At 52.5% G+C, this 24,127-nt stretch carries 18 protein-coding genes and 1 pseudogene; 3 read left to right on the top strand and 16 right to left on the bottom strand.

Annotated features, from left to right (window positions below):
* Window positions 1–478: 478 nt before the first annotated feature.
* From EKM83_RS07605 to EKM83_RS07545, 13 genes are all read right to left on the bottom strand, one after another.
* A complete protein-coding gene (locus tag EKM83_RS07605; protein ID WP_125576074.1) occupies window positions 479–901 on the bottom strand; it encodes a hypothetical protein in 423 nt (140 codons plus the stop codon).
* A gap of 149 nt (window positions 902–1,050) precedes the next feature.
* Window positions 1,051–2,439 carry an MFS transporter gene (locus EKM83_RS07600; protein ID WP_125576072.1) on the bottom strand — a complete coding sequence of 463 codons (1,389 nt, stop codon included), beginning with the start codon at window positions 2,437–2,439 and terminating at the stop codon, window positions 1,051–1,053.
* A 6-nt stretch (window positions 2,440–2,445) separates the two neighbouring features.
* Window positions 2,446–2,877, bottom strand: coding sequence for a MarR family winged helix-turn-helix transcriptional regulator (locus EKM83_RS07595; RefSeq protein WP_125576069.1), 432 nt, complete (start codon window positions 2,875–2,877; stop codon window positions 2,446–2,448).
* A 129-nt stretch (window positions 2,878–3,006) separates the two neighbouring features.
* Complete coding sequence (gene spxB, locus EKM83_RS07590; RefSeq protein WP_125576067.1) at window positions 3,007–4,767, bottom strand: pyruvate oxidase; 1,761 nt, start codon at window positions 4,765–4,767, stop codon at window positions 3,007–3,009.
* A gap of 656 nt (window positions 4,768–5,423) precedes the next feature.
* A complete protein-coding gene (locus EKM83_RS07585) occupies window positions 5,424–6,341 on the bottom strand; it encodes a magnesium transporter CorA family protein (RefSeq protein ID WP_125576065.1) in 918 nt (305 codons plus the stop codon).
* A 201-nt stretch (window positions 6,342–6,542) separates the two neighbouring features.
* Window positions 6,543–7,010 carry a MarR family winged helix-turn-helix transcriptional regulator gene (locus EKM83_RS07580; protein ID WP_225418645.1) on the bottom strand — a complete coding sequence of 156 codons (468 nt, stop codon included), beginning with the start codon at window positions 7,008–7,010 and terminating at the stop codon, window positions 6,543–6,545.
* 224 nt (window positions 7,011–7,234) lie between these two features.
* Window positions 7,235–8,875 (bottom strand): alpha-glucosidase, encoded by a 1,641-nt coding sequence (locus EKM83_RS07575; protein ID WP_125576063.1) that lies wholly within the window; start codon window positions 8,873–8,875, stop codon window positions 7,235–7,237.
* A 259-nt stretch (window positions 8,876–9,134) separates the two neighbouring features.
* Entirely contained in the window at window positions 9,135–10,529 is a 1,395-nt protein-coding gene (locus EKM83_RS07570) for an FAD-binding oxidoreductase (RefSeq protein ID WP_125576061.1), read from the bottom strand.
* 314 nt (window positions 10,530–10,843) lie between these two features.
* Entirely contained in the window at window positions 10,844–11,503 is a 660-nt protein-coding gene (locus tag EKM83_RS07565; RefSeq protein ID WP_125576058.1) for an ABC transporter ATP-binding protein, read from the bottom strand.
* A 15-nt stretch (window positions 11,504–11,518) separates the two neighbouring features.
* Window positions 11,519–12,967, bottom strand: coding sequence for an ABC transporter permease (locus EKM83_RS07560; protein ID WP_125576056.1), 1,449 nt, complete (start codon window positions 12,965–12,967; stop codon window positions 11,519–11,521).
* 169 nt (window positions 12,968–13,136) lie between these two features.
* Window positions 13,137–14,306, bottom strand: coding sequence for an AI-2E family transporter (locus tag EKM83_RS07555; RefSeq protein ID WP_125576054.1), 1,170 nt, complete (start codon window positions 14,304–14,306; stop codon window positions 13,137–13,139).
* A 775-nt stretch (window positions 14,307–15,081) separates the two neighbouring features.
* Complete coding sequence (locus tag EKM83_RS07550; RefSeq protein WP_125576052.1) at window positions 15,082–15,723, bottom strand: hypothetical protein; 642 nt, start codon at window positions 15,721–15,723, stop codon at window positions 15,082–15,084.
* A 20-nt stretch (window positions 15,724–15,743) separates the two neighbouring features.
* Window positions 15,744–17,093 (bottom strand): GH25 family lysozyme, encoded by a 1,350-nt coding sequence (locus EKM83_RS07545; RefSeq protein ID WP_125576050.1) that lies wholly within the window; start codon window positions 17,091–17,093, stop codon window positions 15,744–15,746.
* Window positions 17,094–17,591: 498 nt separating this feature from the next.
* Here EKM83_RS07545 and purH point away from each other — a divergent pair, with 498 nt between their 5' ends.
* Window positions 17,592–19,121: a bifunctional phosphoribosylaminoimidazolecarboxamide formyltransferase/IMP cyclohydrolase gene (gene purH / locus EKM83_RS07540; RefSeq protein WP_125576048.1), complete on the top strand. Its 1,530-nt coding sequence runs from the start codon at window positions 17,592–17,594 to the stop codon at window positions 19,119–19,121.
* Window positions 19,122–19,185: 64 nt separating this feature from the next.
* On the opposite strand, the gene EKM83_RS07535 is transcribed toward purH, so the two are convergent.
* The 3 genes and pseudogenes from EKM83_RS07535 to EKM83_RS07525 all read right to left on the bottom strand — a co-directional run bounded on the left by EKM83_RS07535 (window position 19,186) and on the right by EKM83_RS07525 (window position 20,750).
* Window positions 19,186–19,464: a helix-turn-helix domain-containing protein gene (locus EKM83_RS07535; protein WP_125576046.1), complete on the bottom strand. Its 279-nt coding sequence runs from the start codon at window positions 19,462–19,464 to the stop codon at window positions 19,186–19,188.
* Window positions 19,461–19,816: pseudogene (locus tag EKM83_RS07530) on the bottom strand (type II toxin-antitoxin system RelE/ParE family toxin). Before EKM83_RS07530 ends, EKM83_RS07535 begins: the two are co-directional and overlap by 4 nt.
* Before the next feature lie 199 nt (window positions 19,817–20,015).
* On the bottom strand, window positions 20,016–20,750 hold the full coding sequence (locus EKM83_RS07525) for an SDR family NAD(P)-dependent oxidoreductase (RefSeq protein ID WP_125576191.1): 735 nt from the start codon (window positions 20,748–20,750) through the stop codon (window positions 20,016–20,018).
* A 212-nt stretch (window positions 20,751–20,962) separates the two neighbouring features.
* On the opposite strand from EKM83_RS07525, the gene EKM83_RS07520 reads away from it, so the two are divergent.
* Entirely contained in the window at window positions 20,963–22,009 is a 1,047-nt protein-coding gene (locus EKM83_RS07520; protein WP_125576044.1) for a glycosyltransferase family 2 protein, read from the top strand.
* Complete coding sequence (locus tag EKM83_RS07515) at window positions 22,006–24,072, top strand: hypothetical protein (protein WP_125576042.1); 2,067 nt, start codon at window positions 22,006–22,008, stop codon at window positions 24,070–24,072. Before EKM83_RS07520 ends, EKM83_RS07515 begins: the two co-directional genes overlap by 4 nt.
* Window positions 24,073–24,127 lie beyond the last annotated feature (55 nt).

Genomic DNA, 24,127 nt, shown 5'->3' with positions numbered 1-24,127 from the left:
GCTAGATCAGCCGCCACCTGGGGCTAAGCCGACTTTTACTGGCAAACACTTTTGTAGCCGAGAGTCCGCCAAGTATGGGTTCAGCCGTGGGAGTTGCCTTAGTGGCGCGGTTCATGCCGCTTAGACAACTGGCGTCTTTGAGACGCGATTTCCGGCTCAAAGCGAGGCCGAGACCGTTCCCTAGGCTCGGTCCGGTCCGCCCACCGCGTTCCAACCCATAGTTGGCGGACGGTAGGCGGCCAGTGCGAACGACGAAGCCGTAAACAACCAGTCTTAACGTCATGAGGCCATGATGATAATGATTCCTGCAGATTTTTGTCTTTCAAGTTAATTAAGAATTTTATAAACTCTTCACGCAACGGGTAACAAATTCCCGCCGAATTTCGTTAGTACCAGTAGGGGCACCCATTGACCCACGAAAAAAGCCCGGACGCTCGCCCAGACTTTTGTGCACACCATCATTTAACTGCCACTACTATTACAACCGTGAGGAGTTCTGCAAGATCTCCGCTTTTTTCCGCAAATCACCGCGGGTCTGGTTCACCAAAATCTTGGTGGGCCGGGCTAAGTAGCCATCAATCGTACCGCCGATGCTAGCGAGCCAGAAGCTCATGAATCCCCAGACGCTGGCTGACCATTCTTGCTTGAAAGCCAGTGCGAAGGCGGCGATGATCACAAATAAAACCAGGTTGATCACCGCCGTAGCGCCCTGCCGCCCTAGCCGATTAAAGTAAGGGTATTGCCAAGTCCACAGACCGTCGACCAGTAAGAAACCAAAGATCACCCCAATCGCAATCCGCACGCCGTGAACCCGATCAACGGCGGTGGCTAAGCTCAAGAGGACCATCAGCGCCATCAGAAACCAAAAGGAATGGAACGCGTATCGCCAATCAAACTTCATTTAAATCGCCTCACTTTTTTCAGCCGGTTGGCTTTATTGGTTCTGAATTGTAGCATGGCTACGCTTAAATAAAAATAACGCCACTCCCAATGGTTAGGATAGTAGCGTTACCAACGTGATGTCCACGGTCATTTAAAATTGTCTAAAGCCTAGTGCTGGTTACGTTTCAGCGCGATGAGCATGCTTAAAAATGCCCCCAGCCCGGCAATCGTTAAGACCCACAAGGCCCACTGGGAACCGGCCGCCGTTTTGACCGCCGTACTTCCCGTTGCACCCGCCTGACTAGCCGCAATCATGGCGGAAACGATGGCGGTTCCCATGGCGCCCGCAAACTGTTGCATGGCGTTCATCAAGGCGTTGCCATCTGCCTTGAGCGGCCCTGAGAGCTGTTTTAAGCCGTCCGTCATGATGTTACCGAATGATGAACCAACCCCGACCATGTAGCCCACATACAGGCCCAAAATGGCCCAGGCGGACAAGCCGCGGGCACCCACGGTCATCACCAGCAGCATCACGACCACTAGGCCCAATCCCAGCAGAATCGGCCGTTTAGCGCCAAACCGGTCTAAAATATTGCCGCCAATCGGTGAGAAAGCGGCCCCAATGACCGCGCCCGGCAAGACCACCAACCCCGCGATAAAGGCCGACTGGTGATCGACCAGTTGTAGGTAGTTGGGCAGAACGAACGACAGGCCCAACGCCGTGATCTGCAGGAGGAAAAAGGCCAACAGGTGCCAAGCAAACGCCGAATTGGCCAGCACTTGTAGCTGAATCAAGGGATGTGCTTGGTGCTGAGAGCGACGGACGAAGAAAACCAGACCGCACATCCCCAGCAACAGCGCGCCCCCCACCGACCAACTCAAAAACGGTTGGCCGCTCAGCGAACTGAACCCAAAGATCAACCCGGCAAAGGTGACCACGATGCCCAGCATGCTCCAAAAGTCAAAGCGTTCGGCCTGCGTCGGTGATACTTGACGAATCGTCTTGATCCCCACGAAAAATGACACGATCAAAAATGGCAGTAAGATCCAGAAAATGTAGCGCCAGTTTAGATTGGTGACCAGTAGTCCACCGTACGTCGGGCCAATAGCGGGCCCAATCGCCGTTACCAAGGTACCGACGCCGGTCATCATCCCAATGCGGCTCAGTGGCACCTGTTCCAAGATGATGTTAAACATCAACGGCAACGCGATTCCCGTTCCCACCCCTTGGATGGCCCGGCCGGCCAATAACCACGGAAAGCTGGTCGCACAGGCATCGGTGACCAAGCCAATGATGAATAACAGATTGGCCACCACAAAAAGTTGTTTCAGTTTGAAGCGGCGTTTCAGATACGATGAAACTGGTACGATACACGCCACAATCAAGAGGTACAGCGTGGTCATCCACTGGACCGTCCCGGTGGTCACGTGAAACTGTTTCATCAGCGTGGGAAACGTAATGTTCATCGCGGTCTCCACGATGACCCCACTCAGCGACATCAGCCCCGTCGCTAGGACTGCTCCCACGACGCGTGGTTCAATTTTTTCTTTTGCCATATAGGTTTACTCCTTTGTTGTGTGCCAGTGACTAATGTTTCTCAAAGCGTGTTGAAAGGCCCGTGCCTCGCTAGCGGACAGGTCCGCCACCATCTTGGCATCCTGCTGTTCCAGATGTTGTTGCACGATGGGGACCAACCGTTGCCCCTTAGCCGTCAACCGCAATTGGCGTTTGCGACTATCGCTAGTTGCCACCACTCGGGTGACCAGATCCCGTTCCACCATGCGTTTCACTAGTAATGAGGCCGTCGACCGTTGCACGTGAAATTCGTGTTCCAGGTCAACTTGAAACACCGTGGTCGTGGTGTTGCGGCTCAAAAAATCAATCAAAGAAAGCTGCATGCCTGTCAGCCCGTACTGCCGGGCAAAATCGTTCATTTCCTGATTCATTTGGTGCTCAGCATCCCGTAACCAAGCCCCTAATCGTCGTTCAGTCATGTTTTCGCGCTCCTTTTTGTTAGTCAGCTAACAATTTTAAGCGACTAGTGCCGAACTTGCAAGTGTTAATTTTCACTGACACCAAAAAGGCCCCCGACCATCGTCAGGGACCCTCGTTTCATGATTTCATTAAAGATTGTCACCCTTGGCCCGCAGCAGTTCCCCTAAGGAAGGTTGTTGCGCTGTGTCAATGTGGTTGGCCTGGGCGTATTCGTCAACGGCGTCTTGACCGTAGAGCTTGGGATCAAGCGGCATGAAGGCCGTGCCAATTGGGTCATCGTCTTTGATGACGGCGTTGACTACGATTGGCTTGCGGTTACCCTTAGCTTGCAAGTCCTTGATTTGATCAAAGACTTGGTCGACCTCGGCATTGTTGGTGACCGTAAAGCCAAGACCTCCCAGCCCTTCAGCGACCTTAGCCCAATCGGCATCGGTCAGATCGACCCCATACAGGTGTTGCTTGGTGTCGATTTGTTCACGGTAAATGAAGCCGAAACGCCGGTTGCTAAAGACCACGTTGATGACCGGCAAGCCGTAACGGGCTTCGGTAATGATGTCAGGCGCGACCATCGCAAAACCACCATCACCAGACAGCGACCAAGCCTGACCATCCGGCACACTCAAGGCCCCGGCTAACCCGGCTGGCAGGCCGTAGCCCATCGTGGCGAACAACCCAGATAAGGCGAAGCGCTGCTGTTGATCCATTGGTAAGCCCCGGACCGCCCATTCGGAAACGTTACCGGTGTCGACCCCATACGTATCCTTGGGGCCCACCATCGATGCAATCTTCTTGGTGACGGCTTCGGGTGCCAGGCCATTGCTATCGTCACTCGCCAATTGATCCAGCCAGTGGTTCCAGTTTTGCTTATTTTCCCGGTTAGCGGTCAACCAAGCCGTTTCTGGTAATGTTTCACCCGTAGCGTTCATGGCTTGCAGGAAGCTCTTGGCATCGCTCAACACGGCGTAGTCCACGGGAACCATCTTGCCAATATCAAAGGAATTATTGTTGACTTGAACAATTTTAATATTCTGTGGCCAGAATTGCGCAAATGGGAACTCGGACCCTAAGAACAAAATCAGGTCGGTGTGTTGCAAGGCTTCAAACCCAGACTTCGACCCGAGTCGGCCAAAGGTCCCGATGGCATTCGGATGATTCGTTGGGATAACCCCGGTAGCAGGAACCGTGTTTAGCACGGGGATATTGAACTGTTCACTGAATTTGACCAGTTCGTCGCGGGCACCGAGTAAGCCCCGGCCGGCGTAGACCAGCGGGTGCTTAGCCGCCTTCAACAGCTTCAACGTTTCCTGAATGGCGGTAGGGTCAATCTGTTGCGTAAAGGAATTGGAGACCACGTTCGGCGTCTTCACAGGTTCGTAGTCGATCTCTTCAGCCGCTAAGTTTTCGGGAATGATGACGACCGCTGGCCCCTTCTCGCGATATGCCTCACGAATCGCCTGGTTCACAACGTAAGGCAATTGGGCCGCCGTGGTAGCCGTCCGGTTGTACACAGCCACGTCGCTAAACATTGGTGTTTCATCCATTTCTTGGAAATAGTTCGTGTTCATCGTGGCTTGTGGCACTTGGCCGACCAACGCTAACATCGGGACGTGGTCCATCTTGGCGTCGTACAGACCGTTAAACAAGTGGGTCGCGCCGGGGCCGGCAGAACCAAAGGCAACGCCAACTTTACCAGTGAATTTTGCATCGGCAGCAGCGGCTAAAGCCCCGACTTCTTCATGACGCACCTGAATATAATCGATATTGGCCTTTTCAAGGTACAATCCTTCAACCGTATGATTAATCGAGCCACCTGGAATTCCGTAGATATGGTTAACGTCCCAGGCTTCCAGAACCTTCACTAACGCTTGTCCAGCAATCATTTTTGACATATGAATCGCGCTCCTTTGTGGTAAGGATGGCGGCCGCCACTCGTGGTCGAACACCCCGAAATCATTGATTGGTAACATCATAGTCCCCCATCATCGAAAAGACCAGTAATTTGACTTACTTTTAGTAAGTGATTTATTGCACTTGTTAGCGGTTACTTGTCTGGCCTGGCATTGGGAGCTTTGAAACAAATACGATTAGCTGGTGAGCATTAGGGTTGAACGTCACATTAACGTGAAAAAAAGAGCCTAGGCAGTTGGGCCCAAGCTCTACAAAAGTTATTTTGTTTCATGCTAAAAGTTGAAAATTGAATTAATGTCCTGACTCCCGGAGCAACAGCGTTTTGTCCACCAGAAACTAGTGAAACCAGGGCCTGCGTCAGCCAGGGTTCCGCCGTGGGAGTTGCCTAAGCGGCGCGGTTCATGCCGCTTAGGCAACTGGCGTCTTTGAGACGCGGGTTTCCGGCTCAAAGCGAGGCCGAGACCGCTTTTCAGGCTCGGTCCGGTCCGCCCACCGCGTTCCAACCCATAGTTGGCGGACGGCAGGCGGCCAGCTCAAACTACGAAGCTGTAAACGACTATTTTCTACGCCACGAGCCGCGTGGTGACAATACTTCTAGCTGATTTTCATCTTTCAACCTTCAGTTTCATGCCTGTTTCTACCAGAAATGCCGGTGCCGCAGCATCAATGCCACCACACCCATGATGCCCAGCATCATCGCCACCGTGAAGATCCACGAAATGGCGTCGTTGGCAAATGGTAGTTTCACGTTCATCCCGTAGAATCCGGTGATAATCGTGGGAATCGTCAAGACCAGCGACCAAATCGTCAAGAACTTCATGGTGTCGTTCAGGTTATTGTTCAACACATTATTAAACGTATTCGAAATACGGTCAACAACATCCGCCTCAATCGCCGTCATTTCAGAGGTTTGTCGCGCTTCGATTACGGCGTCGGCGAGGTGTTCCGCATTCTTATCCGACAGTTGCTTGCCAAAGGGCGTACTGCTCAGGTTGACCACCATCATCGCGTTGTTGCGGGTGGCACTCACGAAGTAGGCCAGACTCTGTTGTAAGTTGGACAACGCAATCAGGTCCTTGTTGTCGGGAGACTGATTCAGTTGCTTGTCCAAGCGATTTTGTTCCGCATTGATCTTACGAATCGGGGGAATGAACTGGTCGAACAAAATGAACAGCCCAATCAACATGAATTCATTGGTATCTGAAATTTGTTTCAGTTTCATCCGCTCACTCAGCGTCTGATTCACCCACTGGGTCCGTTTGGTAGTGATGGAAAAGACCTGATTGCCCTTCAACAAAAAGGTCACGGGCCGCGTGATATAGCGTTGCGACACCTGGTCGACCACGACCGGCACGTGCAACACGAACAGTTGCGTATTCAAGTACTCATCGCGGTCATAGTGGGACCGCTCGTTCACGTCGGTCACGTAAGTCAAAATTTCATCGGTCAATCCGTACGTGACCTGCAGGGCGTCCTTGTCACTGTCGTCTTCGATCATGGCCATGACCCAGACTAGATTTTGCTCACCCGTTCCAATTTTTCTCTCGACAATCATGGGATTTCCTCTTCTCTGCCATCGTTACGTCCAGTGTACCACGTCCTTTTAAAAAAGCGGCGGAATTTTTGAGTGGTTAATCATCGTCAATTTAAACGGAAAAAGCCGTCAAAATACGATTCTCACACCTTTTTTAATCTGGCTAAAAAAAGAGAATTAGTCGCGTTCGACTAATTCTCTGGCATTAAACTATAAATCGTTTTACTCTTTCTGGTCCTCAGGAGCTTCCTTGGCTGTCAACGCACTTAACATCTTGGTCAACTGACCAACTGTGTATTGACTGCCACTGTCATCCAATGTGACTTGGCTCATGGTGTCAGCGGCGGTGTTCAACGCCTCGTGACACTTGATTTCCAACTGTTCACCACTTGCCGTTAACGACAGTGGGCGAACTCGCCGGTCAGAACTTTGGTAGCTCTGGACCACATAGCCCCGACGAATCAGCTGGGAAATCCCCCGGGAAACGGCTGCCCGCGAAATGCCGCGACTATCAGCGACAGTGGCAGAGGTCAGCTTCCCTGGGTTCTCCAAAATATGGTGTAAAATCGCATATTGATCCACTGAAATCCCCATGGTTCGTTGGAATCGGGTTGCTGCTTTTTCTAATTCACGTTTCAACTCCATGAAAGATTCAAAGAAACTTTCCGCATGAACGACCTTACTCTTCATAGTATTATCATATCCTTATCTTCACTTTGCTAACCGGTTAGATAGTTAACACGACTAGCAATACGCAAAATGGTTGACCCCATAGAAATATCTATACATTTAATAATAAAGAACAACTTGCTGAAATGCAAGCAGAAAACCACAATTTAATAAAAAAGTTTACCATGTAAAAAGGGAACCGAGGAGTTGCATTCGGTTCCGCGTGTTTCACTTGTTTTTTCAACCTACTCTAATTTTCGTAAGTGATACAACCGGGCCTCCCAAGGATGAATTTCCAAGTCATCCGAGTCCGCGTCCACTTCGGTGTTGGTGAAAATGAGTTCACTCGTCGTCAAATCAAATTCCTGCGTCGTCGCGACCTGATTGCTCATATTCACAACGACTAGCCAGTTGTCCCCGTTCAAAGTCCGCCGGTAAACGTATAGCTGGTCATCGCGCGTATCGATCAATTCATACCGCCCTTGTTCCAAGGCTGGAACAGACTTTTTCAGCCGAATCAGCTGCTGGTAAAACGTCAGCACGGAATGTGGGTCGTGACTTTCACGTTCCACATTGATTTGGTCCGTGCCGGGGGCCAATTGGATCCACGGTTCGTGGTCGGAAAAGCCCCCGTACTGTTGATGGGTCCACGGCATGGGCGTCCGGGCGTTGTCCCGGCTACCCATGGCCAGTTGCGCCAGAACCTGTTTGGCCGGTACTCCAGCAGCACGTTGTTGCTGGTAATACAGGCGACTATCCAGGTCGCGATACTGACTGATTTGCGTGAAGCCAGCATTCGGCAACCCTAGTTCTTGTCCTTGATAAATAAACGGGGTTCCCTTCATCAACAGATACCACAACGCCAATGCCTTAGCGGAACGGCGACGGTAATCGGTCGCGTTGCCATAGTATGAAACAGCACGTGGTAAATCATGATTTTCAATGAACAAAGCGTTCCAGCCACCACTCTTTTCCAAGCCAAATTGCCACTTGGAGAGGGTCGCGCGTAACGCTGCAACTGGTAGCTTCGGTTCAGCCTTTTCCCAGAAGTGCACGTGATCAAATTCTAGCAGGAGGTCGAAGAACCCTTGTTGCGGGTCGAGCCAGCGTTGCGCGGTGGGCATATCAATGCCACCCGCTTCGCCGATCACGAACAACTGGTTACGGGTCAGCACCGGCTTGAGTGCGGCTAAGAACACGTCTGTTCCCGCCACATCTTGATAGTAGTCCATCCGCGGATGCCCGACGTTAGCGAAGTCCTGGCGCTTTTTCAAATGCGTGACGCCATCTAATCGCACCCCATCGATTCCCCGGTCAGCCCACCACTGAATCGTGGCTGCCATTTCACGACGAACGGCCGAGTTTTCCCAGTTCAAATCGGGTTGGTCTTCCGCAAAGGTATGCAGATAGGCCGCGTCCACGGCGGGCACATAGGTCCAGGCTGACCCGCCGAAAATGGATTCCCAATTGTTAGGAACCGTCGTGGCCGTCGCTGGCCGCCAGACGTAGTAATCATGATAAGGGCTGGCCGGATCCTGGACAGCAGCCTGGAACCACGGGTGTTGACTGGACGTATGGTTCAACGCCAAGTCGATCACCACTTTGATATTGGCCGCGTGAAACGCCGTGACCAGCGCGGTAAAGTCCGCCAAGGTGCCGTATTGGGGGTCAATGCCGCGGTAATCCGTCACGTCATAACCACTGTCCACCTGACCGGAGGGGTAAAATGCGGACAGCCAAACAAAGTCGACACCCAGGGAGGTTAAGTAAGAGATTTTTGTTTGGATGCCGGGCAAATCGCCCACACCATCATGGTTGCTATCAAAGAAACTTTGCGGGTAAATTTCATACCCCACCGCGTGTTGCCACCACTGTGCGTCAGCCATTGCTGTCTTCCTTTCACTGCTAAATTGTAACCGGTTGTGATCAGTCATCTTCCGGGATTGTATCCGGCTCCAATTGTAACAATAATTATCTATTTTGTCGGCTGATTTCGCAAACTTTATGCTCAGCGGACCGTAGCTATTTTCCAGTGAAACAATTGCGTGGCGATTGAAACAACCGCTTGTTTCATAAAAAAAGCGCCAGACCCCTGGCTTTCACCAGTAGGCTTAGCGCTTCCGTTGTGTCGAACACAGCGTTATTTTAATCAATCTTGCGTTTCGGGTTCAAGAGGTTCATGGGGTCAAACAGCGTCTTGATTTGGTGCTGCAACAGGTCGACTGTTTCGCCTAATTCGGGGTTGTTCCATTGATTCTTGACCATCCCGACGGCGTGTTCCCCAGAAATCGTGCCGCCCATTTCCAGCGTCTTCCAGAACGTTTGCCGTAGGGCTTCGATGATTACTGCGGGCACTTCGTCTTCATCCGCTGACCAGGTGTAGGTCGGGTGCACGTTGCCGTCACCAGCATGGCCGGCCGTATAGATCGTAATCCCCAGCTTCTTGCCGAGGTCTTGTAAGAAGTCCATCATCGGTGCCAGCTTGGACAGCGGCATAGCCATGTCTTCCATCAGGTGATTGTTCCCCGCGAAGACGGCTGGCAACATGTCTTGCCGCAACTTTTCCAGTCCGGCTTGTTCGGTTGGGTCCGTGGTGACCTGAACGTTTTGCGCATCGTGCTTTGCCAGCAGATCGTTCAAGACGCCCACACTTTCGTCACTACTACCGTCTAATCGGAAAATCAGCATCGAGCCGCTGTTATCGGCGTAGTGCGTGTGTTCGTAACGGTCCAAGGCCTTGACTGTGTTGCCATCCAAGGCTTCCAGCATCGTCGGGTAGACCCCAGACATGCGGATAGCTGTCACCCCGCCGGCCAAGGCGCCCATGTCCTTGAAGAAGGCCACGCCCATGACGGACTTGCCTAGCGGAATTGGCATCAATTTGACCGTGACCTCGTAAATGATGCCCAGAGTGCCTTCAGAGCCCACGAACAGTTGCGTGAGGTCATAGCCAAAGGCTTGTTTCAGTGTCCGGCCACCCAGCGTAATCGTGCGGCCATCTGCCAACACAGCCTTCAGTCCCAACACATTATCCTTGGTGGCGCCGAAACGCACGGTGCTCATCCCGCCGGCATTGGTCGAGACATTGCCGCCAATGGACGAAAATGGCTTAGAACCAGGATCTGGTGCGTAGAACAACCCTTGTTTCCGGGCTGCTTGGTCCAAATCGCCGTTCACCACGCCGGGTTGGACGACCGCCACGGAATCTTCCTTGTTGATTTCCAAAATCTGATTCATCTTCCGCGTCGACAAGATAATGGCGCCGGCAATACCGTCAGAGCCAATCACCGTACTGCTAAACGTGGTTTGCGGCACCACGGCGATGTGAAATTTCCGCGCCGTGCGCAAGACTCCTTGGATGTCAGCCACACTGGCCACTTCAACGAATGCTCGGGCCAGCCCGCTTTCCCCGCCAGAAGCATTGGGATTGAAGGATTGCTTCTTCAACGTCTGCTCGTCTGTCGCCACGGTACCGTCCTTGACTTGTTCTTTCAGGAACGCTGTGATGTCTTCATCAGCGTAAGCACTAAAAACTGTCATGTCATCGACCTTCTTTGATTAGTATTCAACAGTGATCAGTGTAACACGTAATTTTAAAAAATACAGGTTTAATCTATCGCTTACGACTAATCACACCAAAGCCATCCCCGTTCCACCATGTTTCAGCGTGAAACGGGGATGGTTCCAGGTCAGCACACAGATTGTCTCAGTAACGTTGTGGCTACTAGTCGCCTACCGTCCGCTATAGTGCTTACCAGTGATGGCAGGCGTAGTCCACAGAATCAGTGGCCTGTTCTGTCAAAGCTGATTCAACACAGTTTCATTGATGACTATCACTTGTCGACAGCGCTAGTTTACGCCAATTTCACGAACTGCTTGTTTTCCAAGCGATACTGGTGGTCACACCGAGCCGCCACGTCTGGTTCGTGGGTCACGATGATCACGCATTTATTTTGCTGATGCGCCAGCTGCTGGAACTGGTCGATGACCTCTTTGGTATTGTCCTCGTCTAGGTTCCCTGTAGGCTCGTCTGCCACCACTAACGGCGCATCGCAAGCCATTGCCCGGGCAATCGCCACTCGCTGTTGCTGGCCCCCTGAGAGGTGTTGAACGTTGCGCTCGACCAGGTCTTCGCCAATTCCCAGCGCATTGAGCGTTCGTTTGGCAAAATACTTGTCCCCCGCATGTTCCGCGCCCGTGATGGCCATGGCCGTCAAGAGATTGTTCAGCGGCGACATGTAAGTGAACAGGTTGTAGGCCTGAAACACGATGGAAACGTTGTGGCGCCGGTAGTTGGTCAGGCCGATCTGTTTCAGTGACCGTTCGCCCAGCCAAATATCCCCGGCTTTGGGCTTGTCCAACCCGGCGACCAGCGACAGAAACGTGGTCTTCCCTGTTCCAGAATGGCCGAGAATGGCGTAGGATTGGCCGTCTTCAAACGTTAAATCAATGTCTTGAAACAAGGGATTTGTTTCATCTTGGTACCAGTAGCCTAATCCAGTTGTTTTTAACATCTATCATCGTCCTCCTTAGGAAATCAAGACTTTCTTCGGTTCCAGTCGTAAAATGCCGCCGGAAGCAATCATGATCGACAAGAACGTGATGGCTAAGCCGAAGCCGCCCAGTTCCGCTAAGTTCACGGCACTCACTTGAATGTCAAGATTGGTATCCGCAGCCTTCTTCGTATTCGTCGTTTGTTGCATCCCGGGACCACCGTTACCGCCCTTCATGCCGCCACCTGGTTGACCACCAGCCTGACCGCTGACGCTCGACGAAACCGTTTGATTCGTAGTGCTCTGTTCCACCAGTTGGGCCCCCAGCTGGTCGCCGACAAATTTACCGCCAGCGCCCGCAATCGCGACGGCCACCACGATGACCATCAACATTTCTGTGAAGAACTGGGCAACGATTTTCCAACGTGCTTCCCCTAGGGACAGGAGCACGCCGATTTCAAAGCGCCGTTCACGAATCATCAAGATGACGATCAAGGCCAAGATAATGGTACCGGCAATGGCGACCAGCCACACAATTTTGTTGGCAAAGCCTTCAATAGTCGCCATCGAAGCCTTGACCGTTTGGTAACTGGCGTCATCCGTGCTCAGCGAGTAGCTGCTGGTGTTGATCAGCTTCTTGCCCGCGGCCTTGACGCTGCTGACCTTGGCGGGATTGCTGACGGTAAACGTCACGGAATCCGCAGTGCCGGCGTACTTGCTGCCCTTGAGGCTGTTGGCTAGCGTGTAGGACGTGTACATGGTGTTGCTAGGGTCCGTGCTCATTGGTCCGGCGTTGCTGGAACTCGTCGAGCTGGCGCGGTAAATGCCCACGACCTTCAACTTGACCGTGGCCTTCTTCCCAGTCGTTTTTTTCACGGTCACCGTGTCACCCACGCTCAAGTCGTTTTGACTGGCCAAATTCTTCTCGATGACCACGTGGTTGGTATTCTTGTCGGCAGCGGTGATGCCCCGGCCCTTGGTGATTTTACTTTGACTGTTGCTAAAATCAGTTGTCAGACTCGTGGCAGTCACCCCATCGATCTGGGTGTCGCCGCTACTGGTCTTGCCTTTCATCCCACCGGGACCACCGCCACTACTGCCCATCCCGCTACTCGTCGAGACCACATCGTAGGACTTGGCGTTGACCGTGGTACTGCTGGTCACGTTCGTGCTCTTGACGTTGCTGAGCTGCGAGATTTTCGTCGCGTCACTGAGCTTGACCGGCGTCAACGTCATCTTGGGTCGACTAGACTTACTGGTCGTACTGCTGTTTTGCATCTTCTTAAACGCCGCTTGGCGGTTGGCCGACAACGTGACCGTCGCCCCAACATCAGCCTTCGCTTGGTCGGTGGCCTTCACCGCCGCACTGCGAATCAATAATCCGGCCAGGACAAACATTAAGATGGCCGATGAGACCAGGATCAGTAAGACTGACCGGCCCTTCTTCGCCCACACATTTAACCAGGCCCGTTTGAAAAAGTTCATTTGGGTCGCCTCCATTTCGTAACATGTTCCGAGTATCCCAAAGCCGGCTTTGCCCAAGCTTAAAGTTGCCCGGCAGTTACGTGACCCGCGGCCAGTAAAAAACGGCGGGACCGCACTGGCCACGCCGTTTTCGCCGTTATTTAGCAAAAATTGTCAGATTAATCAAACGTTAAGGTTCCAACTCATCAGGCGGCAACACGTCTGGGTAGAGCGCCGAGTATTCTTGGTACCATTGAAAGGCCGTCGTGGCCAGCACCTTGAGCACGGCAAAGCCCGGCACCCCGAAAATGACGCCGACCAAGCCGAACATTTTGCCCCCAGCCAACAGGACGAAGACGATGGTGATGGGATGCATGGCCAGGCTGTTACCCATAATCAGCGGCGACAGGACTTGCGTTTCCAAGACCCATTCGATCAAGTACACGATGACCACGCCCAGCAACATGGACGGGCTGGTGACGACGCCAATGATGAGCGCCGGCACTAACGCGATAGCCGACCCGAAGTACGGAATCAGGTTCAACGGCCCCGCCAGCAAGCCAATCAGTAGCGCGTATCGCAGGCCGATGATCGAGTAGCCGGTCGTGAAAATGATCAGCACGCACAACGCCACGGTCAGTTGCCCCCGCACGTAGGAACTGACTTTGACATTCATTTGGTCCAGCATGGTCACAAAGCGGCTCCGGTAGGCTGTGGGCACGACTTGGCTGATGTAATGGGGGAACCGCGAGCCGTCCTTGAGCATGAAGAACAAGACCAGCGGCGCCGTGATGATCGTAATGATCCAGTCACTCACGGTCGTGACCACGTTACCTAGCGAGCTTAACGTCCCGGTCAGCAGGTTCAAGCCTCGTTTTGAAAAGTAAGTCGAGACCCGTTGATTGATGTCGGCCAGATTGCTATTAGATAGCCAATGGTGCTCCTGGTTTAGGTGATTGATGTTGTGGAGCACGTCGTTGGTAAACTGCGGCAACGCCCCGATGATCCCGCTAGTCTGTTTAGTCAGAAACGGAATCAGTTTGAAGAAAATCGCCACGATGATGCCCACCGTCAACAACATGGCAATCGCGATGGCCAGTCCGGTGCGCAAATGTAGCCGCCGTTCCATGAAGTGGACGAACGGGTCAAGCACATAGAAGAGAATCCCCGCCACCACAATGGCTGGCATGGTGATGCCAATAAATTTCCACACCGGCGTCAAGATCCAGGCGTTTTGCATCAATTCGTTTAAGACCAGCAACAAGAGAAAAACGTTTAACAGTAAAATTGTAATATGATTATTTAAAAAACGTTGATAGAACCAGGAAAATCCCGACTCTGATTGACGCGGATTTTTCAAGAGCAACCCCTCCCGTTGATTTCCATAGCTCTAGTTTAAGGCTCAGGAACGTTGGTTACTAGATTTTTTTGAATTATTTTTCCGGTCACCATTGCGGCGGACAAAAAGGGTCTGGGACAAAACATCCCCAGACCCATTTTGCGCCAACTTTAAATGGCCGAAACGTGCGCCAAAAGGCAGCCGGTTCCGCTTAAAACTGATAACTAAAGGTTGAAAGTTGAATTAATGTCTTGACTCCCGGAGCGACAGCGTTTTGTCCACCAGAACTAGTGAAACCAGAGCCTGCGTCAGCCAGGATTCCGCCTGCTATGGGGAACACCTCCAGCCTGAGAGGCAGGTTTCCGGTTCGCTTTGAAGCCTGGCAAAACCCGCCAGTCTCCCAAGTCGTCCCACGCTGTAGGCTGAGACAAAACCTCAGCCAACACCGTTGTCACAGCTGGCTCCACCCTGGCTGCCTCCGGCGAAGAGTGACGATTATCAGCAATATTGTGTTAGTTCAAGACTAGTTGCTAAATCAACTGCTGGCTGGGGCTAAACCAATCGTTACTAGCACACACACTTGAAGCCGAGAGTCCGCCAAATATGGGTTCAGCCGTGGGAGTTTACTTAGCGGTACGGTTCTCACCGCTTAGCAAACTGGCGTCTTTGAGACGTGGGCTTCGGCTCAAAGCGAGGCCGAGACCGTTTCTCAGGCTCGGTCCGGTCCGCCCACCGCGTTCCAACCCATAGTTGGCGGACGGTAGGCGGCCAGTCCTTGCGACACATTTGTCACCAACTAATCATCTGCGTTCTGGGCCACCTTGACCGTGGCATCGGCCGCCGTACCGCTGACCTTGTAGACTTGCTTGCCCTTCTGCCAGGTCACCGAATTGGTCTCGTTGTCTTCATCTTGACTGTAGACCGTGATGGCGCCGGTGTCGACCTTCTTTGGCAGACTGGCCTTGTCCAGTTGCCGGTTGACCTGCTTAGCAAATTGCTCGGGCGTGCCCGTGGCATCGGCGTTACTAGTGACCGCGGTCACCGACCAATCCCCCTTCGTCCAGTGAACGTAGGTATGCCCCATGGTTCCCTGGGCAACGGCCTTGGTACCGCCGTTTAGCTTCACCGTCGCGCCGTCAGACTGCCCGACGTAATCGACTTGGTCTTTGGCAGTGCTGGTGCTGCCGTACGTGGTCTTCTGGTAGGTCGCCGACTGGTCGTTATTCGCCGAGTAATCGACTTGATAATTTTGCTTGGTCCCACTGGCACTGTCGGCCTGCAGCTTGGTGCCATCGGCCGTGGCTTTAGCCGGCGCCGTGGTCTGGCCCACCGAACTGACATCATTAGCCGCGTGAATTTGAAGCGCTGTGCCCGAGCCCAAGGCCAAAACAGCCAAGGCCGCCGTGACGGTCGTGATTATTTTCGTTTTTCGTTGCATAACTATTCAACTTCCTTCTATTATTTCTGCACGTAACTCTGCAGTGCCGTGACGTAGCGACCATTGCTCAAGACGAAGTACCGTGAACCGGTCGAGCGCTTCTTAACGCCAGTGACCGTGAGCTTGGTGCCCTTCTTGACGGCTTTTTTCCGACTGCTCTTGGCAAATGATGCCTTGCCGTACTCATAGATTTTCTTTTTGGTCGTAATCGTCTTGCTTGACCCGAGTGATTCGTAGTAAGCGTGGTTCGAGTACTTCGTATTAGCTGACAAATATCCCAGTTTCGTCTTGATTCGGTACGACTTACCACTTGGGGCCTTCACGATTTTACCGGCCACCGTATCGCCGGACACATAGTAACCACCGGTCTTCTTGGTGAGGCCTGAATCTGTATAAAGATTCAATTTATGCTTCAACGTGAAGGAACCGTGTTGGCCGACCCAGTAGCCGGTCGCGTCCTGCGACAAGACCCACTGATTCAAGCCGCTCAAATACAGCGCTTGCTTGGAGTTGTCGGACGTGACGCTCTTCACCTTGCTGATCTTGTAAAATTTCTGCCGGTCACTGGCCGCAATCGCCGTGCCATCCGCATCCTTAGTTGCCCCTTTATGTAGGTAGATGTGTTGGCCCTTCTTGTAACTGCTGTAAGCGTAGGTCGTGTGGGCCAGCGCAGTCGTCGTGGCGTCCGTCCACCAAGAAACCGGGTGGACCGAGGTCACAGCCTTACTGTTATCGGTGTACTCACCCAGCGCGGACAAATAGTTGTGGTCCGTATACTGCCACAAGGCGTGGGCAATCGTTGGCGTCGACGAATAGTTAGCGATCCATTGCGCGTCAAAATTTTGCCGGGCCGTGTTGGCGTAGCTGGTGGCAAATGATTGGTAAGAATAGAAAATCAATTTCTTATTCGTCAATGCACTCATCTCGTCGTACCAGGCCTTGACGGCGGCATTGGTCGTTCCCGAGGTCACGTCATTTTCTTCAAAATCCAAGACGTAGAACTGCGCGTTTTTATTGGAGCGATTATAAAAATCCTTGGCTTCTTGCTTGGCACTCGCCGCGCTGGTGAACCGCGCGTAATCGTATTCCCCAAACGGAATGCCATACTTTACGTACAGCGCCGTGTTGTTGGTAGCGTACAAGTCCTTGTAAGACGACCCGTATTGCCGCCGGTTAATGACAAATGAGACTTGACTCTTTAGATTGGCAACTTGTGACGAAGTTAATTTTCCCTGCCACTCAGAAATATCCGGAATGGCTAACGTACTGGCATGGGCAACGCTCTGACCGCCCCACGCGATGCCCACCAAGGCACCCGCCGCTATCAGCGTTTGCGCCAGCCGTTTGGCCCATGCTTGTTTATTCGACATATGTTTGGCACTTCCCTATTTAAAATTAATCTCGCTGACTCCTCGTGGCCTTGTTCCCCGCACGCCACGGTTCCCCTGAGGGCACCACCTCACTTCACCTCTAACCATAGCGAACTTAAATGTGCATTCCATAACAGGGGGATTGCAGTTCAGTTACCGCATTTTACAATTATGTTTATTACAGGAGTACTGTTAAACCAACGATAGTCGTAATAATCTGCCTAACAGAAGGTTAGTAATTGGCACTGTTTTTTGCGCGGCGGCCCGCGGCTTGTAACCGATTGTTCAAGACCGAAGCGGGTAGCCGAGGGAAGCTGGCCAATGTTAGGGTGATGATCTTCATTGTTCGCATATAATTTGTTTTATATTCATTTGCTAGGTAATTCATGTTAGCCAGTTTGTAAATATACGAATATTTATATTTTGTTCCCGTTGATTGTTCAGACAAAATCACGTATGATGGGGGTACTTCAAAAAAACTACCTAGGAGGCCGCCTCATGCGCCGTGCTTTGTTAAGTGTTTCCGATAAAACGGGACTCGTTGAATTTGCCCAAACGTTACTTGCTCAAGACTTTGAAATTGTCTCCACCGGCGGAACGCAAGCAGCCCTGGCTGCGGCTGGCGTGGCCGTCACGCCCATCGAAGACGTGACCCATTTTCCTGAAATGCTAGACGGCCGAGTCAAGACGCTCAACCCACTGGTCTTCGGTGGTATCTTAGCTCGGCGGGACAACCCGGAACACCAGCAAACCTTGGTGGACCACGCTATTACGCCCATCGACTTAGTCTGCGTCAACCTCTATCCCTTTGCCGAAACGATCGCCCAGCCCGACGTGACCTTGGCTGCGGCCGTAGAACAGATCGACATTGGTGGGCCTTCCCTGATTCGGGCGGCGGCCAAGAACTACCGCGACGTCTTAGTGGTCTGTGATCCTGCCGATTACGACCAGGTGGGCCACGCCCTTGCCGAACACACGGATGACCTGCGTTTCCGCAAACATTTAGCGGCCAAAGTCTTCCACCACACGGCGCACTACGACGCGGTCATCGCCACCTACCTGACCGACGACGCCAAGCCAGACACCTTGACACTCACTTACAAACGCAAACAAGCCCTCCGCTACGGTGAAAACCCGCAGCAGACGGCCACTTTCTATCAAGATTACCGGCCGGCACCGTTCTCCATTGCCGCCGCAAACCAACTTCACGGTAAGCCGCTCTCCTTCAACAACATTAAGGATGCCGACGCCGCCCTCGGATTGATTCGGGAATTCAGTGAACCGACCGTTGTCGCCCTCAAGCACATGAATCCTTGTGGTATCGGCTCGGCTGTGGACTTATCCACGGCTTGGGACAAGTGCTACGCCGCCGATAATATTTCCATCTTCGGCGGCATCATCGTCTTGAATCGGCCGGTCGACCTGGCCACGGCAACCAAGATGCACAAGTTATTCTTGGAAATCATCATCGCACCAGCCTTTGACGACGATGCCTACGACGTCCTGGCCAAGAAGAAAAATCTACGCCTTCTGACGGTCGACTTCTCCGCGGCCCAAGACCCCGAACCCGACGAACTCGTCAGTGTACGGGGTGGCCTGCTACGCCAGGAGCGCGACAACGTGCTTGACGACCCGGCTGATTTCCAAGTCGTCAGCCACGCCCAGCCCACCGCAGATCAACTGGCCGCCATTAGCTTTGGCTTAAAGGCCATCAAGTTCGTTAAGAGTAACGCCATCCTGATCAATACGGCGGACCAAACACTGGGAGTCGGTCCCGGCCAAATGAACCGCATCGACGCGGTCAAGATTGCGGTCGGCAAGGCCGAGACCAAGCCCAACTATGACCAAGGCGTCTTAGTCTCCGATGCCTTCTTCCCCATGGATGATTGTGTGGCCTACGCCGCCGAACACGGCATCCCGGCCATTGCCGAACCAGGTGGTAGTATTCGTGACAAGGATTCCATCGCCATGGCCGATAAACTCGGCGTCGCCCTGATCTTCACGGGTAACCGCCACTTCCGTCACTAATTTAACCTAATATTAAAGAGTCTGGGCACGTCACAAACGCCCAGACTCTTCTCGTATCTAACATTTACTTGCTAAAACCAATGGTTAACCGTGCCACCAGCGCAAATGCAATTTTGGACATCGTGTCAATGCTGGTGTTATCACCACGCTCAATTCTAGCGATAGTCGATTGTGGGACATTGGCTTTCTTAGCCAGTTCTCGTTGTGTTAAACCAGCTGCTTCACGTGCTGCCATTGTCGCTACAGCGCTAGCTAACTTTGCACTTTCCAACTCGAATCCTGCTTTAAATTTCGGATCTTCTAGCTGTTTTCTCAAATAATCATTAAATTTAATGGTTGTCATTGTAACTCTTCCCTGTATTCCCGCAGGATATCATGTGCATGCTTAATTTGATTTACTGGTGTTTTCTGCGTTTTTTTAGTAAATCCATGAGTAATCACCATATGATTACCACTTGCATGGAAGTATAATCCCCTCTGAATATTACGTCCTGTTTTCGCGCTTAATTCAAAAAAATCATTATCGATTTTTTTAATCCACTGCATGCGCTGAGCCACTAACAGTCCTTTTGATTGAACGTTATCAATCGTTGCCAGCATCTTTTCCCTATTTTTTTAGGTAATTTTTCCAAAAATTCAACAAATTCAGTATGACCATTTGGTCGCGTATAGAACTCAAATTCAGGCTTTTCCATGTCTTAATTATGGCATATATTGTTCAAAATGATGCGATGTATGCTATCAACTCTTACAACACGCTTTTTAAAAGTGATATAGCCCAATTTAATTCTACATGAAAAAAGAATCTGAAATTGACCTACACTTCAGATTCCTCTTTTAATTCAGTTTAAGTCACGAGACCGGCTTCGCTGAAGCAATCAGCATCAAAAATCTTTATTGCGCTGACATCCCACCATCGACCACAAACTCAGAACCAGTGGCGTAACTGGCGTCATCTGAGGCCACGAACAAGACTAGTTTCGAGACTTCTTCTGGTTTGGCAATGCGCCGGAGCGGAATGGCCTTGGCGAATTGCTTAACGGCTTCTTCCGTCCCTGGTTGTGAGATCATTGGGGTTTCAATCACACCTGGATGGACCGAGTTGACCCGCACCCCGGCTGGGGCCAATTCCAAAGCGGCGGCCTTGGTCATCCCCCGAACGGCAAATTTGGTATCCGTGTAACCCACGGCACCACCGACAAGACCATTCAGTGACGAGATGTTAACGATGGACCCCGCGTGTTGCGCGACCATTTCCTTAGCCACGGCCTTGACGCCCAGGAAGGTCCCCAACTGGTTGATTTTGAAGATCTTTATGTAGTCCGCTTCGCTAATGTCCTGAAGTCCCTTGGCAAACGTAATACCGGCATTGTTAACCAGAATGTCGATTCGCCCAAACTTAGCCTTGGTTTGATCCACGACGTTTTGCCAATCACTTTCGCTGGCCACATCATGCTTGATGAAGATCGCCGAATCGCCCAGTTCTTGCGCCAACTGTGTGCCTTCAGCTTCCTTGACATCGGTAATCACGACTTTTGCACCTTCACTGACAAACAACTTGGCATGCGATGCACCCATGCCTTGCGCTGCACCGGTAATGATTGCGACTTTACCATCTAGTTTTCCCATCATTGAACGCCTCCGTTTAGTGATATCGTTTACAAAAACTATTATACCGAATTTACTTATCAGCCGCTAATTAAATGCCTACCCCGAAAAGTTAATCGCCCTTAAAAAACACCGCAATTCCAGGCACTTCATTCTTCATAATCACTAGAAAGTCTTATGATGGAAGCACGTAGGGGATTCATCATCTAGATTTTTCGGGGGGACGACTAATCATGAAATTCACACACACACCACGGCTGACCATTGTGGTCCCGTGCAACAATGAAGCGCCCGTCTTACCAACCACGGCGCCCGTGCTGGCGGACCTGTTGACGCGACTCATGCACGAACGAGCCGTGGCCACGGATAGTAAGATTTTATTTGTCGACGACGGCAGTCAGGACCAAACTTGGCCCCTGATCGCCAAATACACCCAAGAAGACCGGATTTTTACCGGCCTCAAGTTCAGTCGTAATTACGGCCAAGAAGCGGCCTTGATGGGCGGCATGCAGACGGCCAGTGCCTATTCGGACATGATCATCACCATTGACGCGGACCTCCAAGACGACCCACGGCTGATTCCCGACATGGTGGCCCAGGCGCACGCCGGCTATGACGTGGTCTACGGCGTCCGCAACGACCGGTCGACTGATTCCTGGTTCAAACGGACTTCTGCTGAAGGCTTCTACTGGGTCATGGGCAAGCTCGGCGTCGATTTGATTCCCAACCACTCGGACTTTCGGCTATTGACCCAGCCGGTCGTATCCGCATTGATGGACTGCCAAGAACGCAAGCCCTTCATTCGGGGTATCATCCCGCAACTAGGATTTCCCGCCACCAAGCTGTATTACAAACGCCAGCCCCGCCAAGCTGGCGTTTCCAAGTACCCACTGCGGAAAATGTTGCGGTTCGCACTGGACGGCATTTTATCATTTTCCATTGCACCCATTCGCGCCGTCCTGTATGCTGGACTGGTCATCTGTACTGGGGCGTTGGTCATGCTACTCTGGATTTTGGTGCAACACTTGCGGGGCACCGTGGTCACGGGGTGGAGTTCTATCATGGCCTCGCTGTGGTTCCTGGGCGGCTTTCAACTGATCGCCATCAGCATCATCGGCGAATACGTTGGCCGGACCTTCACGGAGGTCAAACACCGGCCGCGGTTCATCATCCAGACAGATACCTACACATCTAGCTTTGCGCGTCAGCAGTCGCAACCAACCGACACTGTCGCCTTTTACCGCAAGCATCACGTACTGAAATCAGGAGGCCACTCATGAAAATTCGACACAACATTACCGTCACGTTAGGCGGCATCATTAGCTTAGGGTTACTACTGACTTTCGGGTTAGCACTGTGGCCAGTGACGATTCGTGTCGACCATGACTGGCTCAAACCCCTGGCCTTACTACTGGCCAGCGCCCTATATCTGGGCGGTGTCGGGTTGTTATTTCGCTTTTTGCATCGGATCACCCCCCGCACCAGTCGCTGGCTGACTTGGGGGCTGTGGGGACTTTTCCTGCTCATTCAGGTGTGGGTCGCGACCGCTTGGGTGGCTGCACCACGCGCTGACCTGTACTTCGTTCATCAGCAGGCCCTCAACCTGCTCAATGGTAGTCAGCACTGGAACGCCTATTTCTACACCTACCCCAATAATGTCAACTTTACTTTGTTGCTTAGTGGCATCTTACAAGCGGGCCGCTGGCTAGTCGGCAGTGACTCCGGTGTCTGGCTCAACGTCGTGCAATTTGCCTGGCTAGACGTCGGGCTGTTGGCCATTTGGCACCAGTTGCGTCGCCACAATCCGGCGCGCGCCAATTTATTCATGGTGCTCATCATGACGGCGGTCCCATTTTACGCCTATGCCCTCAACACCTACAGCGACACGTACGTCTTGCCTTTGGCGTTGCTGGCGATTGCGGCTTTTCGCCACCTCCAACACGCCACGACTTGGGAACAAATCACCCTGCGTAGCATCATCTTAAGTGTCCTATTGGTGGCGGCCTACCTGATCAAGGCCAACTTCATCGTCCTGTTGATTGCGGCCGTCATCACGCTGTGGGTCCGGCCTAATCACTCGCCGCACCCCGGCTTCACGCGCAGCCTCTTGACGCTGGTCTTATTAGCGACACTGGTCGTAGGTGGTGGCTTGGCGAAAAAATCCGCCCGGGCCAATGGCTACACGACGGACCCCAACCAGGCCCTGCCCGCCATGAGCTGGGTCGCTATGAGTTGGAATCCTGCGACCTATGGCCAATATCACTTGGCCAACGTGACGCAAATTCGCGATCAACCGACCAAAGCAGCCAAGCAGGCTCAGGCCAAGGCTGACCTCACGAATTACTTGCACACGTTGGGCCCCAGCGGCATCGCCAATCACTTATTCCGCAAGACCCGTTTATTTCTGGCCAACGGGACCTTCGATAGCTTTCAGATCAATCACGCCTACGACCGCGCCCCTAACTGGTACCGACAACATCGTGCCACCAGCGACTGGTTCTTGGCTATCTGGTGTCAGCTGAGCTATTTAGCCCTGATTCTGGTCAACTTGGGGTGGGGCATCCAGCAGATTCGACGCTACCACCTGACCTCGGCCTATCTACTGGGCGGCCTATTCTTTATTGGCCTGACCTGCTTCCACGTCATTTTCTGGGAAACGGAAGAACGCTACGCCTTACCCATCTTCTTCCTATTGCTGGCGGGCACGGCGGCCGGCTACCGACAACCCCTGAACATCTTGCGCTACTCGGAACGTTCCAGCTGGCTACCTCTGGGCATGGCCCTCGCCTTTACCGGCATCTTGGGCCTGGCGGCTTGGCAAAACACCAACCTGATGGTCCATTCCAATAGCGAACCCGTCAGCGTCGTCAGTCAAAATGAAGGTCACTACTACCAAAACCACCGGCTCCACCTCAACGCCGGCCAATCACTGACCCAACCGTTTACGGCCCCCCTGCCCTTTGACCAATTCACGGTTGGCACGGGCCAGCGACTCACCGGAAAAGTGACTTTGACCAACGCCCAGGGTAAAACGGTCTGGCAATCCACGGGCAAGCGTAGCGCCATGGCCCGCACCATCCCGTTGCAATCCGCTGGAAACTATCAGCTGACCGTGACCAATCAGGGGAAACGTCCGCTCGCGCTCCAAACGGCGCCCGCCACCTACCCATTGTTGCCGCAGGCCATTCAACAGCATCCCCACCAATACCTGAGCTTTGAGATCACCCAGCGCAGTATCGCACCGGTGCTGTCTAATGGTAAGTTCTGGCTTTTGTTTGGAGCCATGTGGCTCAGCGGTTTACTGGTCATCGACCGTTTCTACTGGTACCGGCGACGAATTTAAGCTTTTTAACAAAATCGCTTGCCTTCAAGCCACTCGAAGGGTCTAGAATGTTCAC

The sequence above is a fragment of the Levilactobacillus angrenensis genome, from assembly GCF_003946085.1.
GTDB lineage: Bacteria > Bacillota > Bacilli > Lactobacillales > Lactobacillaceae > Levilactobacillus > Levilactobacillus angrenensis.
This window is presented reverse-complemented; position numbering and strand designations above follow the sequence as displayed.

Excerpts from the sequence above, each read along its gene's own strand:
- EKM83_RS07605 (WP_125576074.1), bottom strand. The coding sequence starts at position 901 with ATGAAGTTTGATTGGCGATACGCGTTCCATTCCTTTTGGTTTCTGATG.
- EKM83_RS07600 (WP_125576072.1), bottom strand. The coding sequence starts at position 2,439 with ATGGCAAAAGAAAAAATTGAACCACGCGTCGTGGGAGCAGTCCTAGCG.
- EKM83_RS07595 (WP_125576069.1), bottom strand. The coding sequence starts at position 2,877 with ATGACTGAACGACGATTAGGGGCTTGGTTACGGGATGCTGAGCACCAA.
- spxB (WP_125576067.1), bottom strand. The coding sequence starts at position 4,767 with ATGTCAAAAATGATTGCTGGACAAGCGTTAGTGAAGGTTCTGGAAGCC.
- EKM83_RS07585 (WP_125576065.1), bottom strand. The coding sequence starts at position 6,341 with ATGATTGTCGAGAGAAAAATTGGAACGGGTGAGCAAAATCTAGTCTGG.
- EKM83_RS07580 (WP_225418645.1), bottom strand. The coding sequence starts at position 7,010 with ATGAAGAGTAAGGTCGTTCATGCGGAAAGTTTCTTTGAATCTTTCATG.
- EKM83_RS07575 (WP_125576063.1), bottom strand. The coding sequence starts at position 8,875 with ATGGCTGACGCACAGTGGTGGCAACACGCGGTGGGGTATGAAATTTAC.
- EKM83_RS07570 (WP_125576061.1), bottom strand. The coding sequence starts at position 10,529 with ATGACAGTTTTTAGTGCTTACGCTGATGAAGACATCACAGCGTTCCTG.
- EKM83_RS07565 (WP_125576058.1), bottom strand. The coding sequence starts at position 11,503 with ATGTTAAAAACAACTGGATTAGGCTACTGGTACCAAGATGAAACAAAT.
- EKM83_RS07560 (WP_125576056.1), bottom strand. The coding sequence starts at position 12,967 with ATGAACTTTTTCAAACGGGCCTGGTTAAATGTGTGGGCGAAGAAGGGC.
- EKM83_RS07550 (WP_125576052.1), bottom strand. The coding sequence starts at position 15,723 with ATGCAACGAAAAACGAAAATAATCACGACCGTCACGGCGGCCTTGGCT.
- EKM83_RS07545 (WP_125576050.1), bottom strand. The coding sequence starts at position 17,093 with ATGTCGAATAAACAAGCATGGGCCAAACGGCTGGCGCAAACGCTGATA.
- purH (WP_125576048.1), top strand. The coding sequence starts at position 17,592 with ATGCGCCGTGCTTTGTTAAGTGTTTCCGATAAAACGGGACTCGTTGAA.
- EKM83_RS07535 (WP_125576046.1), bottom strand. The coding sequence starts at position 19,464 with ATGACAACCATTAAATTTAATGATTATTTGAGAAAACAGCTAGAAGAT.
- EKM83_RS07525 (WP_125576191.1), bottom strand. The coding sequence starts at position 20,750 with ATGGGAAAACTAGATGGTAAAGTCGCAATCATTACCGGTGCAGCGCAA.
- EKM83_RS07520 (WP_125576044.1), top strand. The coding sequence starts at position 20,963 with ATGAAATTCACACACACACCACGGCTGACCATTGTGGTCCCGTGCAAC.
- EKM83_RS07515 (WP_125576042.1), top strand. The coding sequence starts at position 22,006 with ATGAAAATTCGACACAACATTACCGTCACGTTAGGCGGCATCATTAGC.